The sequence below is a fragment of the Serratia sp. CY76391 genome (genome assembly GCF_052166695.1).
Classification (GTDB): Bacteria; Pseudomonadota; Gammaproteobacteria; order Enterobacterales; family Enterobacteriaceae; genus Serratia; species Serratia nematodiphila.
Genome location: NZ_JBJNOJ010000001.1, coordinates 1,356,388 through 1,373,427, shown reverse-complemented (window position 1 = coordinate 1,373,427; position 17,040 = coordinate 1,356,388). Strand labels below are relative to the sequence as shown.

The 17,040-nt window shown below is 59.5% G+C and carries 18 protein-coding genes; 11 read left to right on the top strand and 7 right to left on the bottom strand.

Annotated elements, in window-relative coordinates:
- Positions 1-22 precede the first annotated feature (22 nt).
- Together ACJ8PN_RS06960 and anmK are read right to left on the bottom strand one after the other, a co-directional pair.
- Positions 23-325: an MliC family protein gene (locus tag ACJ8PN_RS06960; RefSeq protein ID WP_004931294.1), complete on the bottom strand. Its 303-nt coding sequence runs from the start codon at positions 323-325 to the stop codon at positions 23-25.
- Positions 326-370: 45 nt separating this feature from the next.
- Positions 371-1,492, bottom strand: coding sequence for an anhydro-N-acetylmuramic acid kinase (gene anmK, locus ACJ8PN_RS06955; protein WP_442534741.1), 1,122 nt, complete (start codon positions 1,490-1,492; stop codon positions 371-373).
- Between the two features lie 359 nt (positions 1,493-1,851).
- Between anmK and ACJ8PN_RS06950 the strand changes: the two genes are divergently transcribed.
- Complete coding sequence (locus tag ACJ8PN_RS06950) at positions 1,852-2,316, top strand: glycine zipper 2TM domain-containing protein (protein ID WP_004931299.1); 465 nt, start codon at positions 1,852-1,854, stop codon at positions 2,314-2,316.
- A 92-nt stretch (positions 2,317-2,408) separates the two neighbouring features.
- On the opposite strand, the gene slyA is transcribed toward ACJ8PN_RS06950, so the two are convergent.
- A complete protein-coding gene (gene slyA / locus ACJ8PN_RS06945) occupies positions 2,409-2,840 on the bottom strand; it encodes a transcriptional regulator SlyA (protein WP_004931301.1) in 432 nt (143 codons plus the stop codon).
- A gap of 180 nt (positions 2,841-3,020) precedes the next feature.
- Here slyA and ACJ8PN_RS06940 point away from each other — a divergent pair, with 180 nt between their 5' ends.
- From ACJ8PN_RS06940 to ACJ8PN_RS06930, 3 genes are read left to right on the top strand one after another with little or no spacing between them, the layout of a single operon-like run.
- The gene (locus tag ACJ8PN_RS06940) at positions 3,021-3,257 is read left to right on the top strand and encodes a DUF1656 domain-containing protein (RefSeq protein WP_004931303.1); all 237 of its coding nucleotides are present in this window, start codon (positions 3,021-3,023) and stop codon (positions 3,255-3,257) included.
- A gap of 3 nt (positions 3,258-3,260) precedes the next feature.
- Positions 3,261-4,124 carry an efflux RND transporter periplasmic adaptor subunit gene (locus tag ACJ8PN_RS06935; RefSeq protein ID WP_015377735.1) on the top strand — a complete coding sequence of 288 codons (864 nt, stop codon included), beginning with the start codon at positions 3,261-3,263 and terminating at the stop codon, positions 4,122-4,124.
- A gap of 3 nt (positions 4,125-4,127) precedes the next feature.
- Positions 4,128-6,158: an FUSC family protein gene (locus tag ACJ8PN_RS06930; protein WP_411261316.1), complete on the top strand. Its 2,031-nt coding sequence runs from the start codon at positions 4,128-4,130 to the stop codon at positions 6,156-6,158.
- On the opposite strand, the gene sodC is transcribed toward ACJ8PN_RS06930, so the two are convergent.
- The gene (gene sodC, locus ACJ8PN_RS06925; protein WP_171453916.1) at positions 6,159-6,680 is read right to left on the bottom strand and encodes a superoxide dismutase family protein; all 522 of its coding nucleotides are present in this window, start codon (positions 6,678-6,680) and stop codon (positions 6,159-6,161) included.
- A 241-nt stretch (positions 6,681-6,921) separates the two neighbouring features.
- Between sodC and ACJ8PN_RS06920 the strand changes: the two genes are divergently transcribed.
- Complete coding sequence (locus tag ACJ8PN_RS06920) at positions 6,922-8,766, top strand: polyurethane esterase (RefSeq protein WP_442534740.1); 1,845 nt, start codon at positions 6,922-6,924, stop codon at positions 8,764-8,766.
- A gap of 59 nt (positions 8,767-8,825) precedes the next feature.
- On the opposite strand, the gene ACJ8PN_RS06915 is transcribed toward ACJ8PN_RS06920, so the two are convergent.
- The 3 genes from ACJ8PN_RS06915 to ACJ8PN_RS06905 all read right to left on the bottom strand — a co-directional run bounded on the left by ACJ8PN_RS06915 (position 8,826) and on the right by ACJ8PN_RS06905 (position 11,014).
- Entirely contained in the window at positions 8,826-9,722 is an 897-nt protein-coding gene (locus ACJ8PN_RS06915; protein ID WP_004931312.1) for an aldo/keto reductase, read from the bottom strand.
- A gap of 99 nt (positions 9,723-9,821) precedes the next feature.
- Positions 9,822-10,061 (bottom strand): DUF1289 domain-containing protein, encoded by a 240-nt coding sequence (locus tag ACJ8PN_RS06910; protein ID WP_004931314.1) that lies wholly within the window; start codon positions 10,059-10,061, stop codon positions 9,822-9,824.
- A gap of 23 nt (positions 10,062-10,084) precedes the next feature.
- Positions 10,085-11,014 carry a LysR substrate-binding domain-containing protein gene (locus tag ACJ8PN_RS06905; protein WP_187212313.1) on the bottom strand — a complete coding sequence of 310 codons (930 nt, stop codon included), beginning with the start codon at positions 11,012-11,014 and terminating at the stop codon, positions 10,085-10,087.
- A gap of 139 nt (positions 11,015-11,153) precedes the next feature.
- On the opposite strand from ACJ8PN_RS06905, the gene ACJ8PN_RS06900 reads away from it, so the two are divergent.
- From ACJ8PN_RS06900 to rnt, 6 genes are all read left to right on the top strand, one after another.
- The gene (locus ACJ8PN_RS06900; protein ID WP_442534739.1) at positions 11,154-11,795 is read left to right on the top strand and encodes an NAD(P)-dependent oxidoreductase; all 642 of its coding nucleotides are present in this window, start codon (positions 11,154-11,156) and stop codon (positions 11,793-11,795) included.
- Positions 11,796-11,933: 138 nt separating this feature from the next.
- Positions 11,934-13,571 (top strand): phosphoethanolamine transferase EptA, encoded by a 1,638-nt coding sequence (gene eptA, locus ACJ8PN_RS06895; RefSeq protein ID WP_049240185.1) that lies wholly within the window; start codon positions 11,934-11,936, stop codon positions 13,569-13,571.
- Between the two features lie 102 nt (positions 13,572-13,673).
- On the top strand, positions 13,674-14,294 hold the full coding sequence (locus ACJ8PN_RS06890; protein WP_411261317.1) for a TetR/AcrR family transcriptional regulator: 621 nt from the start codon (positions 13,674-13,676) through the stop codon (positions 14,292-14,294).
- Between the two features lie 91 nt (positions 14,295-14,385).
- Entirely contained in the window at positions 14,386-15,489 is a 1,104-nt protein-coding gene (locus ACJ8PN_RS06885) for an alkene reductase (protein ID WP_004931322.1), read from the top strand.
- 341 nt (positions 15,490-15,830) lie between these two features.
- Positions 15,831-16,238, top strand: a complete 408-nt coding sequence (gloA, locus tag ACJ8PN_RS06880) for a lactoylglutathione lyase (protein ID WP_004931325.1) — start codon at positions 15,831-15,833, stop codon at positions 16,236-16,238.
- A 79-nt stretch (positions 16,239-16,317) separates the two neighbouring features.
- Positions 16,318-17,001 carry a ribonuclease T gene (rnt, locus tag ACJ8PN_RS06875; RefSeq protein WP_016927925.1) on the top strand — a complete coding sequence of 228 codons (684 nt, stop codon included), beginning with the start codon at positions 16,318-16,320 and terminating at the stop codon, positions 16,999-17,001.
- The last annotated feature ends 39 nt before the right edge of the window (positions 17,002-17,040 follow it).

Sequence of the window (17,040 nt, the reverse complement as noted above, 5' to 3'; positions counted from 1 at the left end):
GCTCCGACGCCGCCGTCAACCCTCACTCCGTCAACACGCAGTCGCTCATGACTACCTTGCCGTTGCGCTCAAGATAGGCGTTACGGTCTTTCGACCAAAAAGTGTATTTGCCGTCGCTGTATTTGGCGCCGGTCAGCGCCAGCACCTGCTTAAGATGCAGCTGCTCGCCATCCATCAGCAGGCTGACTTCACTCGCCTTGCCGTCGAGCGCCACCGTCAGCGGCGTGGTGCCACACTGATAGTGCATCGTCTGGCTGCTCTGCGGCAGGATGTAACTGCAGCCGGACAGCGCCAGCGCGCCGGCGACGAAAATGACTTTTTTCATGCTGTTGCTCCTTAGAAAAATCCTTCACAGGCTATCCTAACAGAGCTAACGGCCCCCCAATGGCAAAACCGGATAAATCCCACCCAGCACCGTTTCACGGCTGGCGCCGGTTACCGAAGGCAGGTTGCCGGCCTGGCCGGACAGCGTACGGAAGGCCAGCCAGGCAAAGGCCAACGCCTCCATGTCGTCACCGCTGACGCCGGAATCGTCGGTCAGCCCAACTTCCGTGCCCGGCAGCAGCGCCGACAAACGCGCCATCAGCAGCGTGTTGCGCGCCCCGCCGCCGCACACCAACAGACGCTCGCACCCGCCGGCCAGCTGCACCTGTTCGCTGATGCTGACGGCGGTCAGTTCCGTGAGCGTGGCCTGAACGTCGACCGGCGCCATCGCCGGCAATCCGGCCAGCTGCCGCTCCAGCCAAGCGATATTGAAATACTCGCGGCCGGTGCTTTTCGGCGCCGGCTGCGCGAAGTACGGATCCGCCAGCATCTGCTGCAACAACGGCAAGCAGACTCGCCCCTGCATCGCCCAGCCGCCGTCCTGATCGTAAGGCTGCGCGCGGTGGCGCCACACCCAGGCGTCCATCAGCATGTTGCCCGGCCCGGTATCGAAACCACGTACCGCCGTACCGGGCAACAGCAGAGAAAGGTTGGCGATGCCGCCGACGTTTAGCACCATGCGCCGCTCAACGGGATGCCCCAGCAACGCCTGATGAAACGCCGGCACCAGCGGGGCGCCCTGCCCGCCGTACGCCATGTCGCGCCGGCGGAAATCGCCGACGGTGGTGATATTGGTCAGCGCGGCGATGCGGTTGTTATCGCCGAGCTGCATGGAGAAACGCGCGTCGCCTTCCGGCTCGTGCCACACCGTCTGGCCGTGGCAACCGATGGCGGTGACCTGCTCCGCGTCGATGCCGGTTTGCTTCAGCAGGCCGAGCACCGCCTCGCCGAACAGCGTACCCAACTGCGCGTCCAGCCGGCCGACGGCGGCCAACGTAGTTTGCTGCCCCTGGCACATCCCCAGGATCTCTTTTTTCAACGCCATCGGCATCGGATGGCTATAGCTGGCCTGCTGCGCCACCATGCGATCGTCGATCGCGGCCAATACCACATCGATTCCGTCCAGACTGGTGCCGGACATGACGCCTATATAGCGGCCTGACTTCATAGCAACATCCTCTAACCCGCGCGGTAAGCAAAATTTATCCTGACAAATAAACCAGAATTGCCGGATTAACGCCATGAATTATGATGCTTTTTTTACGCACCGTGAGCCAGATGCCTTCTGGTGCCGCTGTGGCACGGGCTATGTGTTAAACCGTGCCATAACAGGCGACGGAATGTCGCCAAGGCTGTCATAAAGGTAAACCGCGGTTTATTATTGGTTGAACAGAGAAAAGTTAAGCTGCATGCAGCGATGAAGCATGGCGGTGTGTCAACTTTCAGCCATACTTTGTCTATCATTTTCACTGAATCTTGCCTGGTGAGCATTGCCAGGCTATGGACTACTACCATCAGGAGTTTTATATGATCAAGCGTCTTCTCGTCGTCGCCGTCGCCGCCGTTACGCTGGCCGGCTGTGCCAATGAATCCATGTCCGGCGATGTCTACTCGTCCTCGCAGGCCAAGCAGGTACAGACCGTCACCTACGGGACGCTGGTTTCCGTGCGTCCGGTTAAAATTCAGGGCGGCGAAGGCTCCAACGCCATGGGGATGATCGGCGGCGCGGTGATTGGCGGGCTGTTGGGCAACACCGTTGGCGGCGGCACCGGCCGTACGCTGGCTACCGCGGCGGGCGCTATTGCCGGCGGCGCGGCAGGTAACAGCATCGGTGAAGTGGCCGGTCGTACCTCCGGCTACGAGCTGGAAATCAAGACCGACCAGAAAGAGAACATCGTGGTGGTACAGAAAGCGGGCGACAGCAAGTTCAGCCCTGGCCAGCGTGTGCGCATGGCGCGCATGGGCGACACCATCACCGTTTCCCCGCTGTAAGTCAGTCGGCGACAAACGGCAAACCGGAGGCAATCGCCTCCGGTTTTATTTCTGATGCTGTGAAACTGTAATCGTAGAAAATAAGAATATTATTATTTGTTCTGCAGTTCGGTGATATTTTGTTCTAACTTGCCAATCAGCCCTACCAACAGATGCACTTCGTCGGCGGTAATGCCGCTTAAAATCTCACTGCGTGTAGACGTGATCACACTGTCCACTTCCCTGATGATCGGATCGGCCGCTTCGGTCAGCTTGATGCGCTTCGCGCGGCGATCGTTGGCACAGGTGTGACGCGTGATCAGCCCCTTCTCCTCCAATTGGTCCAGCGTGCGAACCAGTGACGGTTGCTCGATACCGATCGCCTTGGCCAACTGGATTTGCGACTGCTCCGGCGGCAAACGATTGATATTGTGCAAAGTGACCCAGTGCGTTTGGGTCAGCTCCAACGGCTTGAGCCGATGATCGATGAGCGCGCGCCAAACACGAACTAATCGTGCTAAATCTGAACCTAATGTTGACTCCACTTCCCCCTCCTTATAATTAGCATGCTAACATTACCTCCCAGAGTTTAGACTATTTTGGGTAACTCACATTAAAAACACAAATGTATATAATGTATATTGTGGAAATAGCCACTATTTTCGGCCGTTATCGTTTAATCGTTATGCAAATATTCAACATATTCACCCTTAGGGATTGTTAATGTGAATACATCATGGTTACACACCTCATCCCCCTTACCCGATTTGGTCCTGGGGGCATCGCTTTATTTTCCACCTATATTTAAAGCTTTTTTACTAGGACTGGTCTTATGGCTGCTGATTCATCAACTGCTGAGAGACTGGATGTATTCCGGTGAAATCTGGCATCCCATGTTGATGGACCTGTCCATTTTCGTTCTGACCGTCAGCGGTTCCTTATGGATTTTAGCGAGTTGGTAACCCATGCAGCATAAAACATTAAAATACTTCTCTACGGTGATCGTCTGCGCCATTGCCGTCTGCGCCGGTTGGTGGCTCTGGAATTATTATATGCAATCCCCATGGACCCGTGATGGAAAAGTGCGCGCCGAACTCGTCAATATCACCCCTGAAGTCTCTGGAAGATTAGAGAAAATAAGCGCGAATGACAATCAGTTCGTACCTGCGGGAAGTCTGATTTTTACCCTCGACCCGGTGCCCTACCAGATCGCGCTGGACAATGCCGAGGCCGCGGTGGCAAAAGCGCAATCGGATCTGGCCAAAGCAGACCACGAGGCTGCCCGCCGCCGCGGCTTGCCGCGCAACGTTATTTCCGCTGAAGATTTGGATGAGTCCAATTTAGCCGCTCAGGCAATGAAGGCCGCCTATAAAGCCGCCCTGGCCAACCTGGAACAGGCCAAATGGAATTTGAGCAAAACTAAAATTTACGCGCCGACCGACGGTTATATCACCAATCTGCAGGCGCGGGTCGGGAACTACGCCAACGCCGGCACGCCTTTGGTCGCGCTGGTGGATGTCCATTCGTTTTATGTACTCGGTTATTTCGAAGAAACCAAGCTGAAACATATAAAAGAAGGCAATAAAGCCGATATTGTCTTATATAACGGCAACACCCCGCTGCAGGGGGAAGTAGAGAGTATCGGCCGTGCCATTTACGATCAGAGCGTTGACAGCAACAACGATCTATTAATGGATGTTAAGCCCAATGTTCCCTGGGTGCGTTTGGCTCAGCGCGTGCCGGTGCGGATAAAATTGCTCAACGTGCCCGCCGATTTGACGCTGGTTGCCGGCACCACCTGCACTATTTCGATTCATCAGCGGAACTAAAGTGTGAACCTGCCCTTTCTGGAGTGGAGCCGTACCCCCTGGGGTAAGGCGACCGGCGGCCAATGGCGCTATGCGCTGCGCAACTCGCTGGCGATGTGTCTGGCGCTGTGGGTGGCGTTCGTGCTCGAGCTCGACGAACCCTATTGGGCGCTCACCTCCGCCGCGGTGGTGAGCTTTCCCACCATCGGCGGCGTGATCAGCAAAAGCATCGGCCGCATCTTCGGCAGCCTGGTGGGCGCCGCCGCCTCGGTGGCGATCGCCGGGCACTGCCTGAACGATCCCTGGCTGTTTACGCTGTTCATCGCCGCCTGGATCGGGCTATGCACCTACGTCTCCAACCATTACCAAAACAACGTCTCTTATGCCTTCGCGCTGGCGGGCTATACCGCCGCCATCATCGCCTTCGGCACGGTCAACGTCACCGATACCCAGCAGATCTTCGACATCGCCCAGGCGCGAGTTTGCGAAGTGATCACCGGCATTCTGTGCGGCGGGCTGATGATGATGATCCTGCCCAGCACCTCCGACGGCGAAGCCCTGCTGACCTCGCTGCGGCGCATGCAACTGCGCCTGCTGGAGCACGCCGCCATGCTGTGGCAGCCGGAGGTCACCGCACAGATGCGCACCTCGCACGAAGGGGTCATCGGCCAGATCCTGACCATGAACCTGCTGCGCATTCAGGCATTCTGGAGCCACTACCGGCTGCGGCGGCAAAATAATCTGCTCAACTATCTGCTGCACCAGCAGCTGCGCATTACCAGCGTCATCTCCAGCCTGCGCCGCATGCTGCTGAACTGGCCGGATCGCCCCGTCAATCTGATGCCGGTGCTGACGCAACTGCTGGACGAGCTGCGCGACCCCGCCACCGATAAATATCGCTTGGCGCGCCTGCTCCAGCAGATCGCGCCGCACGATCCCACGGACTATCGCCATCGCGCCTTCTGGCTGCGGTTGCGCGATTTCTGTTGGCTTTACCTGCGCTGCAGCCGCTGGCTGCGGCGGTTGGAAAGCGCCACGGCGGTCAGCGATCTCCAACCGCCGCGCGCCACTTCGCTGGCGCGCCATACCGACAGCTATGAAGCCGCCTACAACGGCCTGCGCACCTTTTTGTGCATCGTGATCGGCTGCGCCTACTGGATCAACACGCAATGGGACGCCGGCAGCGCGGCGCTGACGCTCACCGCCATCAGCTGCGTGCTCTACTCCTCCACGCCTTCGCCGATCAACAGCGTCAGCACCTTGCTCAAGGCGGTGCTGCTGCTCTCGGTCGCCTGCTTCGTGGTGAAATTCGGTTTGATGATCCAGATTGACGATTTCTGGGTATTCTGCGCCTTCCTGTTCCCGATCCTGGTGACCATGCAGATGCTCAAGCTGCAGAACCCGCCTTATGCCGCGCTTTGGGGGCAGCTGATCGTCTTTATGGGCTCGTTTCTGACCGTCAGCAATCCGCCGAGCTATGACTACCAGTCCTTTATCAATGACAACATCGCTAAAGTCGTCGGCGTGCTGCTGGCCGGGCTGGCGTTTCAGATCCTGCGCCCCAGCTCGGACAAACGCAAAAGCCGCCGCATTATCCGCGCGCTGCGGCGCGACTTTATCGATCAATTGAGCAAACGGCCGCAGCAGAACGAAAGCCAGTTCGAATCGCTGATCTACCATCGCATCAGCCAGCTCAATCAAAGTCAGGATCAGGAGGCGCGCACCTGGTTGCTGCGCTGGGGCGTGGTGCTGCTCAACTGCAGCCATATCGTCTGGCAGCTGCGCGACTGGCAAACCCGATCAGATCCGCTGTCGACGGTGCGCAACGTCTGTATCCACTGCCTGCGCGGCATCATGACGGAGAAAGGCGTGCAGCACAGTTCGCTGGACGCCACGCTGCAGGAATTGCTGCGCATGAGCAACGCCCTGGCGCACCACCCGGAACAGGCGGCGCGCGATCTGGCCGGCCTGATTTGGCGGCTCTACTGCTCGCTGCAGCAGTTGCAACAGGCGATGGGCCAGCCCGCCGCCGCACCGGCCGTTAGCGGCGGGTGATCACTTGATCACGCCGCAGGCGAAGCGCGCACCGCCGCCGCCGAGCGGCTGTGGATGATCCGAGTGGTTATCGCCGCCGGCGTGCACCATCAGCGCCTTGCCCTCAATTTCGCTGATTTTTTTCAGCCGCGGCGCCAACACCGGATCGTTCGCCATGCCGTCGGCGGTCACATAGATGGCCGGCAAATCGCCCAGATGCCCGTCGGCATAGGGTCCGAGGTGTTTCCCGGTATTTTGCGGATCAAAATGCCCGCCAGCCGCCAGCGCCGCCACCGCCTTACCGTCCTTCATGCCCGGCTCGCAGCTGCCTTTCTCATGCACGTGGAAACCGTGCACCCCGGCCGGCAAGGCTTTCAGGCTCGGCGTGAACAGTAAGCCGTAAGGCGTTTCGCTGATGGCCACTTTGCCGATATCCTGACCGATACCCTGCCCGGTCACCAAATTCATCTCAACGTCGACCGTCGCTGCCTGAGCGGCTCCGCAGGCCATCAGGCCAAGCGCCGCATACCAATAACGTTTCATCAATCAGTCTCCTTAATGACTATATCGAGTTATCAGTATAGGAGAGCCAACGCCAGCACTGTTAACCAACGCACAATCTCGCCAATTTGATTCGCGGGCCTAATATTTAGCACCAATAATAATTCTACCGATGTTGGTCCTCTGACCAGCTGTCGTTCGGCTAACGTTGTTTCCCTGTTTCCACCGCCGACGCGCGAGAGTTCACTTCCCGGCCAGGCGGCATACTTCATAAGGAACTGATATGGGCATCTTTAGCTATAAGGATCTGGACGAAAACGCGTCAAAGGCGCTGTTTTCCGACGCCTTGGCCATCTCTACCTACGCTTACCACAATATCGATAACGGCTTCGATGAAGGCTATCACCAGACCGGTTTCGGGCTCGGTCTGCCGCTGACGCTGATCACGGCGCTCATCGGCAGCACCCAGTCGCAGGGCGGCCTGCCCGGTCTCCCCTGGAACCCCGACTCCGAACAGGCCGCGCAGGAAGCGGTAAACAATGCCGGCTGGTCGGTGATCAGCGCCGCGCAGCTGGGTTACGCCGGCAAAACCGATGCGCGCGGCACCTACTACGGCGAGACCGCCGGTTACACCACTGCGCAGGCCGAAGTGCTGGGCAAATATGACAGCGAAGGCAATCTCACCGCCATTGGCATCTCATTTCGCGGCACCAGCGGCCCGCGCGAGTCGTTGATCGGCGATACCATCGGCGATGTGATTAACGATCTGCTGGCCGGGTTCGGGCCGAAAGGCTACGCCGACGGCTATACGCTGAAGGCGTTCGGCAACTTGCTGGGCGACGTGGCGAAATTCGCGCAGGCCCACGGGCTGAGCGGCGAGGACGTGGTGGTCAGCGGCCACAGCCTCGGCGGGCTGGCGGTCAACAGCATGGCGGCGCAGAGCGACGCCAACTGGGGCGGCTTCTACGCGCCGTCCAACTATGTCGCCTTCGCCTCGCCGACCCAGTACGAAACCGGCGGCAAGGTGATCAACATCGGCTATGAGAACGATCCGGTGTTTCGCGCGCTCGACGGCACCTCGCTGACCCTGCCGTCATTGGGCGTTCACGATGCACCACATACCTCCGCCACCAACAATATCGTCAACTTCAACGATCACTACGCATCGGACGCCTGGAATCTGTTGCCGTTCTCCATTCTCAACATTCCGACCTGGCTATCCCACCTGCCGTTCTTTTATCAGGATGGCCTGATGCGGGTGCTGAACTCCGAGTTTTATTCACTGACCGACAAAGACTCGACCATCATCGTCTCCAACCTGTCTAACGTCACGCGCGGCAGTACCTGGGTGGAAGACCTGAACCGCAACGCGGAAACGCACAGCGGGCCGACGTTTATCATCGGCAGCGACGGCAATGATTTGATCAAGGGTGGCAAAGGCAATGACTATCTCGAGGGCCGCGACGGCGACGATATCTTCCGCGACGCCGGCGGCTATAACCTGATCGCCGGCGGCAAAGGCCACAATATCTTCGATACCCAGCAGGCGTTGAAGAATACCGAGGTCGCCTACGACGGCAACACGCTTTACCTGCGCGACGCCAAGGGCGGCATTACGCTGGCAGACGACATCAGCACCCTGCGCAGCAAAGAAACCTCCTGGCTTATCTTCAACAAAGAAGTGGATCATCAGGTAACCGCCGCCGGATTGAAATCGGACTCAGGCCTCAAAGCCTATGCCGCCACCACCACCGGCGGCGACGGCGATGACGTCCTGCAAGCTCGCAGCCACGACGCCTGGCTGTTCGGCAACGCCGGCAACGATACGCTGATCGGCCACGCCGGCGGCAACCTGACCTTCGTCGGCGGCAGCGGCGATGACATCCTGAAGGGCGTCGGCAACGGCAACACCTTCCTGTTCAGCGGCGATTTCGGCCGCGACCAGCTGTATGGCTTCAACGCCAGCGATAAACTGGTGTTTATCGGCACCGAAGGCGCCAGCGGCAATATCCGCGACTACGCCACGCAGCAAAACGACGATCTGGTGCTGGCCTTCGGTCACAGCCAGGTCACGCTGATCGGCGTCTCGCTCGATCACATCAGCACCGATCAGGTGGTGTTGGCCTAAAGATCGGCATAAAAAAAGCCGGGCGCTTTCGCCGCCCGGCTTTCCTCTTTCTGCCCGCCTTAAGGCACGTCATACCCCAGCGCCGCCTTGCGAATGCGGAACCACTGCTGGCGGCTCAGCACCAGTTTCTGCGCCTTCAGCGCCGAACGCACCCGCTCAATCTTGCCGGAGCCGATGATTGGCAACGGCGACGACGGCAGGCGCATCACCCAGGCGTACACCACCTGCTCGATGGTCTCCGCGCCGATCTCTTGCGCCACCCGCTGCAACTCGTCGCGCAGCGGCTGAAACTCGGCGTCGTTGAACAGGCGCCCGCCGCCCAGGCAGGACCAGGCCATCGGCTTGATGCGCAGTTGCTGGCACTGGTCGAGCGTGCCGTCGAGAATGGCCGGTTGGTGAATCGGCGAGATCTCCACCTGGTTGGTCGCCAGCGTGAACGGCAGACGCGACTGCAGCAGTTGGAACTGCGCGGGCGTAAAGTTGGATACGCCGAAATGGCGCACCTTGCCGCTTTTGTGCAACGCAACGAAGGCTTCGGCTACGTCGTCAGCGTCCATCAACGGATCCGGGCGGTGGATCAGCAGCAGATCGAGGTAATCGGTATGCAGATGGCGCAGCGACTGTTCCGCACTCTGCACGATATGATCGCGGTCGGTGATGTAATGCCCAATCGGGTTACCGGGCTTGGCGGTGGTGGCGATGCCGCACTTGGTCACCAATTCCAGCGACTGGCGTAGCGCCGGCTTCAGACGCAGCGCGTCGCCGAACGCCTGTTCGCAGGCATAGCCACCGTAGATATCGGCGTGATCGGCGGTGGTGACGCCCAGTTCGACATGCTGTTCGATGAACGTCAGCAGCTGCTGCGGTGACATGCCCCACTCCATCAACCGCCAGTAACCGCAAATCATGCGGGAAAATTCAGGCCCCTGCGGCGCGAGACGAATACGTTCTACCATTGCGAAAACCTCATGACATTAGTTGTCAGCCAGCATACACAAGCCGGTGAGGCACAGGGAAGCGGTAAGCCACACGAACGTGCGGCAGATCAGGAAAGGTTAAAACAACGACGGCTGCTCCGGCAGCGGCTCGTCGGGCGCTTTATTGGCGCGCTGCAGCCGCAGGAAGCGTTGACGGCACAGGCGCAGCACCTCGCGCTTTTGCACATCGCTCATGTTCATCCAGCCGAAACGCTCCTCGCGGCTGCGCAGGCAGCCACGGCAGAACCCACGATCGTCGGCCTGACAAATGCCGCGACACGGGCTGGGGATGTCGAAAAACTCAAGCTGCTGCGCCACGGGGCTCCTCCTGCGTTCTCTTGCTAATTGAAGACGCCATCGCCGCCGCTGGCAAGTCCCTTTTCGCCATTGCGGCGAAAATAGTCGCGCAAATAGCGCAGCGCCTGGCGGCTTTTTTCCGGCACATTGCGTTCGAGCGTCAGCGCGTGCAGTCGCAGCGCCGCCGGCCGCCACTCCGGCAACAGCAGCAACAGTTCGCCGCGCTGCAGTTCGTCGCCAATTTCATACAGCGGCTGAACGGAAATGCCCAGCCCGGCGCGGGTAAAGGCGCGCATCACGTTCATGCTCTCGCTGACGATCTGTCCTTCCGCCAGCCGCAGCTTGACCTGCTGGCCGGACTGGTGCTGCAAATCCAGATGCGCCCCGCTGTAGCCGCTGGAGATCCAGCGGTGCTGTACCAAATCCTGCGGTTTTTCCGGCACCCCATGCTGGCTGAGGTAACGCGGTGCGGCGCACAGCACCATCGGCCACGCCGTCAGCGGATGCGCAATCATATTGGCGTCCGCCAGCTGCCGGTTGGCCCGCAGCGCAATGTCGACCCGCTGTTCTATCATATCGACGATGCGATCGTCCGCCAGCACTCGCAGCGTCAGCTTGGGATGCGCCTGCAACAGCGGCGACAACGCCTCCGCCAACGAACGGCCGCCGATGCCGACCGGGGTGGCGATGCGCAGCTCCCCCACCAGCGTATCCCGCAGCTCCGCCAACCGCTGCTCCGCCTGCAGCGCCTGTTGCAGCATCGCCTCGCAGCCGGGATAGAACGCCGCTCCCGCCTCGGTCAGCGCCAGACGGCGGGTGGAACGATGCAGCAACGGCACCCCAAGCGCCTTCTCCAGCGAGCGCATGTGCTGGCTGACCGCCGACGGCGTCATGCCCAGCCGCCGTGCCGCACCGGCCAGCGAGCCCTCCGCCACCACGGTGGCGAATACCGCCATTCGATTGAGTTTATCCACGATTATGAAGTTTTACTTAATCAAGAAAGCATGAATATGGCACTAATCACGGCTATTGTTAAGGACTAGAGTAGAAACCACCCGGCAGGCACCTCGGCCTGCCTCACGATACTGAACCTATCCCCGAAGGAGCATACAGATGAAAGTAGCCATTATTGGAGCAACCGGTTTTGTTGGCCGCCGCGTGGTGGATGAAGCGCTGGCTCGCGGTATTCAGGTGACGGCAATCGCGCGCCAGAAAAAAGAGTTGCCGGAGCACGCCAATCTGACCGTCGCACTGGGCGACGTCGCCGATACGGCTTGGCTGGCGAGACAATTGCGCGGCCAGGACGCGGTGATCAGCGCCTACAACCCCGGCTGGGGCGAAGACAACCTGTATGAGAAAACCACCCGCGGCGCCCAGCAGATCCTCACCGCGGTCGAGCAGGCCGGCGTCAAACGCCTGTTGGTGGTCGGCGGAGCCGGCAGCCTGGAAGTGGCGCCGGGCGTTGAACTGGTGGATACGCCGCAGTTCCCGGAAAATATCCGCCCCGGCGCGCAGGCGGTGCGCGATCTGCGCAACAAACTGCGTAACGAGTCGGCACTTGACTGGACCTATCTTTCGCCGGCCGCCCTGCTGGAGCCGGGCAAACGCACCGGCCAGTTCCGCCTCGGCACCACGCAACTGCTGATGAACGGCGAAGCGCCGGCCAGCATTTCGGTGGAAGACCTGGCGGTCGCTATCGTTGATGAGATTGAAAAGCCTCAGTTTATTCGCGCGCAATTCACCGCCGCCTACTAAACCGCCCCGCCGCCAGGCCGCTCGGCCTGGCGTTTTCCGCGTATTCTCCGCCGCCAGTAATCTGAGTTTCTAAGGTTTTCTTAAGTTTCATCCGGTAGATTTCAAGGCATTATCTACTTTCAGGATCCCGATTTGGCAATGTGGTTACGTCAACGCTTACGGTGCAACAGCCTCGGTTTTACCCTCGCCGCCGCCCTGTTCTTCACTTTATTTCAGAACGCCTTATTCCTGCAGCGCGCCTGGTCGTATATCACCTTCGATAGCGCCCACAGCGTGATTTTCGCCGCCAGCATGCCGGTGGTGATCTTCTGTGCGTTGAATATCATCTTCAGCGTGTTGACCGTGCCCTACCTGCGCAAGCCGCTGATCATCTTTTTCTTGCTCGGCAGCGCCGCAGCCAACTATTTCATGTTCAGCTATGGTGTGGTGATCGACGGCAACATGATGCAAAACGCCTTCGAAACCAACCCTCAGGAGGCGACCGCACTGCTGACGCCGCGCATGGGATTGTGGCTGACGCTGCTCGGCATTCTGCCGGCGGTGGCGGTCTGCTTCACCCAAATTCGCCAGACTCGCCCCTGGTGGTACATGGTCGGACTGCGCGCCGCCAACGTCATGCTGTCGTTGGTGGTGATCCTGATCGTCGCCGCGCTGTTCTACAAAGACTACGCTTCGCTGATCCGCAACAATAAAAGCGTGGTGAAGATGTTGACGCCGTCCAACTTCGTGGCCGGCACCATCAAGTTTACCGAACAGCGTTACTTCACCCGCAATCTGCCGCTGGTCAAGATCGGCGAAGATGCGCGTAAAGGGCCGCTGATCGCCAGGCAGGCCAAGAAAACGCTGGTGATCCTGGTCGTGGGCGAAACCGCCCGCGCCGAAAACTTCTCTCTCGGCGGCTATGAACGCGAAACCAACCCGCGCCTGAAGCAGGACAACGTGGTCTACTTCAAAAACGCCAGCTCCTGCGGCACCGAAACGGCGATCTCCGTGCCCTGCATGTTCTCCAACATGCCACGCAAGGAGTACGACGCGACTCAGGCGACGCACCAGGAAGGCATGCTCGACGTGCTGGCGCATGCCGGCGTCAATGTGCTGTGGCGCGATAACGACGGCGGCTGCAAAGGCGCCTGCGACCGGGTGCCGCACATCGACATGACCAAGCTGAAACCGCCGCAGGACTGCGACGGCGAGGTTTGCATGGACAACGTGCTGTTGTACAAGCTGAACGACTACATCAATAGCCTGAAAGACGACGGCGTGATCGTGCTGCACCAGATGGGCAGCCACGGCCCGGCTTACTACCGCCGCAGCACGCCAGAATTCCAGGCGTTTTCGCCGACCTGCAACAGTAATCAGATCCAGGATTGCAGCCATGAACAATTGGTGAACACCTACGACAACTCAATCCTGTATACCGACGCGATGCTCGATGCCACCATCAAGCTGCTGCGGCAGTATGACGACCGTTTCAATACCGCGCTGGTCTATTTGTCCGATCATGGCGAATCGCTGGGGGAAAACGGCATGTATCTGCACGGCACGCCTTATGTCTTCGCACCGAGCCAGCAAACGCACGTGCCTTTCCTGATGTGGATGTCGGCCGACTATCAGCGCAATTTCGGCATCGATCGCCAGTGTCTGAATACGCTGGCGGAAAAGGACGAGGTTTCGCAGGACAACCTGTTCCACACCCTGTTGGGTATGCTGAACGTACAAACCCGCGAATATCAATCCCAGTTGGATATCCTGCAACGCTGCCGCAACGCGGCGTAGCGCTTAACTTCCGCGTGCCGCTGGGGCACAATAGTTTGCAGACAACCGGCGTTTTGTGCGCCGGTTTTTTTATTCCCATTGACCTAGACCAATCGGTCTATTATGCTCGGCACCATGATGACTAAATCAACGCATTGCAACGTGGATACACGTGAACATCTGCTCGCCACCGGCGAAACCCTCAGCCTGCGCCTGGGCTTTACCGGCATGGGGCTGAGCGAACTGCTGGCCACCGCGGGCGTGCCGAAAGGCTCGTTCTACCACTATTTTCGCTCGAAGGAAGCCTTCGGCGAAGCGATGCTGCAGCGCTATTTCGCGCATTATGATGCAGAAATGCAGGCGCTGTTTGCCGACAGACACGGTGATGCCCGCCACCAGCTGCTCGGCTATTACGCCCAGGCTATCAGCTACCACTGCCGCAGCGAATGCCACAACGCCTGCCTGGCGGTGAAGCTTTCCGCCGAGGTGAGCGATCTGTCGGAACCGATGCGCCATGCGCTGGAAACGGGCACCGCTCGCGTGATCGGCCACCTTCAGGAGGCCATCGAGCGCGGTATCGCCGAGGGCTCGCTGTCGGTAGCCATGAGCCCGGCGGCAACCGCAGAAACGCTGTATTCACTGTGGCTCGGCGCCACGCTGCGCGCCAAGATCCGTCACTCGCTGGCGCCATTGACCAGCGCGCTGGAAAGCATCGAGTTGCTGCTGCGCCCACCGCAACCGTAACGGTAACAACTTATTTTTATTGAAAAAATGCAGTTCATGGTTTTTTATCGCCCATTACTAGACGACCGGTCTATTAAATACAGGATGCACTATGAAGACTGAAAAATTGCTCTCTCCGCTGAAGGTTGGCGCCATCACCCTGCCCAACCGCGTGTTTATGGCTCCGCTGACGCGTTTGCGCAGCATCGAGCCGGGCGATATTCCTACGCCGCTGATGGCGGAATATTACGCACAGCGCGCCAGCGCCGGCCTGATCGTGACCGAAGCGACCCAGGTTTCCTTCCAGGCGAAAGGCTACGCCGGCGCGCCCGGTTTGCATACGCCGGAGCAGATCGCCGCATGGAAAAACATCACGCAGGCAGTGCATGACAACAACGGCCACATCGCCGTGCAGCTGTGGCACGTAGGCCGCATTTCCCACGCCAGCCTGCAGCCAGGCGGGCAAGCGCCGGTCGCGCCTTCGGCCATCAACGCCGAAACCCGCACCACCGTGCGTGATGAAACCGGCGCCTGGGTGCGCGTGCCGACCTCCACACCGCGCGCGCTGGAAACCAGCGAGATCCCGGGCATCATCAACGATTTCCGCCAGGCAACCGCCAACGCGCGCGAAGCCGGTTTCGACTTCATCGAACTGCATGCTGCCCACGGCTATCTGCTGCACCAGTTCATGTCACCGGCTTCCAACCAACGTACCGATCAATACGGTGGCAGCATTGAGAATCGCACCCGCCTGACGCTGGAAGTGGTCGACGCCACCATCGCCGAATGGGGTGCCGAACACATCGGTATCCGTATCTCGCCGCTGGGGCCGTTCAACGGGCTGGACAACGGCGAAGATCAGGAAGAAGCGGCGCTGTATCTGGTGGAAGAGCTGAATAAGCGCAATATCGCTTACCTGCACATCTCCGAACCTGACTGGGCCGGCGGCAAACCGTATTCCGACGCCTTCCGCGACTCGGTGCGCGCCCACTTTAAAGGGGTGATCGTCGGTGCCGGCGCCTACACCGCCGAAAAAGCCGAAGCCTTGATCGAAAAAGGTTTCATCGACGCGGTGGCCTTCGGCCGCAGCTACATCGCCAACCCGGATCTGGTCGAGCGTTTCCGTCAGCACGCCCCGCTGAACGAACCTAAGCCGGAAACCTTCTACGGCGGCGGCGCCGAAGGCTATACCGACTATCCGTTTCTGGCGAAGTAACCTGTCTTGACCCCAACGGCCACGCAATCGCATGGCCGTTTTTTATGCGTCGCGCGCAAAGCAAAAAGGCTCGCACAATGCGGGCCGGTGTTCCCTGGTGTTGATCTTTATTGCCGTTCAATTTTTACACGATCGCCGCTGGAATAGATAATTGATTGTGCAGATCAATTACTCTGTATCGATCGGTACACTCGATCAATATTTAGACACCCTCGACGCGAGACCGCAAAGTGACATTGTCACCAGTTCGTCACGTTGAATTCCCTTGCGGGACAAGGCTATACTCGCTTGTGCTTCAATCCACCCGCCGTCTGCCACGGCACAGTCAATTCAGAGGAATTATGCGCTTACTCCATACCATGATCCGCGTCGGTGACCTGCAACGCGCCATCGACTTCTACACCAAGGTATTAGGCATGCGCCTGCTGCGCACCAGCGAAAACCCGGAGTACAAATACTCCCTGGCTTTCGTCGGCTATACGGAAGAGAGCGAAGGCGCAGTTATCGAACTGACCTATAACTGGGGCACCGACAGCTACGACATGGGCACCGCCTTCGGCCACCTGGCGCTGGGCGTGGATGACGTCGCCGCCACCTGCGACAGCATCCGTCGCGCCGGCGGCAAGGTCACCCGCGAAGCCGGCCCGGTGAAAGGCGGTACCACGGTTATCGCCTTCGTCGAAGATCCGGACGGCTACAAAATCGAGCTGATCGAAAACAAACACGCCGGTCAGGGCCTCGGCCACTAAGCCTCCCCTTCAGGGTGCGCTGGCGCCCTGCTGATTCTCCGCGCGATAGCGCCTGCAACCGGGCGCAAAATTTGCCATAATGCGCGCTGCATTCGATGAAGATAAGAAACTGATGGCCGAGAAAAGTGATCTTAACGCCCTGAGTGGTCGTTTTCGTGGGTTTTATCCCGTAGTAATAGATGTTGAAACCGCCGGCTTCAACGCCAATACCGATGCGTTGCTGGAGATCGCCGCCGTCACGCTGAAAATGGATGAGGACGGCTGGCTGCAGCGGGACGAAACCCTGCACTTCCACGTGGAGCCTTTCGAGGGCGCCAACCTGCAGCCGGAAGCGCTGGCGTTTAACGGCATCGATCCGCACAATCCGCTGCGCGGCGCGGTCAGCGAATATGACGCACTGCACGCCATTTTCAAAGCGGTGCGCAAAGGGCTCAAGGATCGCGGTTGCAATCGCGCCATTATCGTGGCGCACAACGCCAACTTCGATCACAGCTTTTTGATGGCCGCGGCCGAACGCGCCGGCCTGAAGCGCAACCCGTTCCATCCGTTCGCCACCTTCGACACTGCCGCGCTGAGCGGCCTGGTGCTGGGGCAAACGGTGCTGGCCAAAGCCTGCATCGCCGCCGGCATGCCGTTCGACAGCAGCCAGGCGCACTCCGCGCTGTACGACACCGAACAAACCGCCCTGCTGTTTTGCGAGCTGGTTAACCGCTGGAAACGTCTCGGCGGCTGGCCGCTGCCCGCCGGCGATCTCGCCGAATAAAACCAACAAAAAAGGCGGCCCAGTTTGCACTGGCGCCGC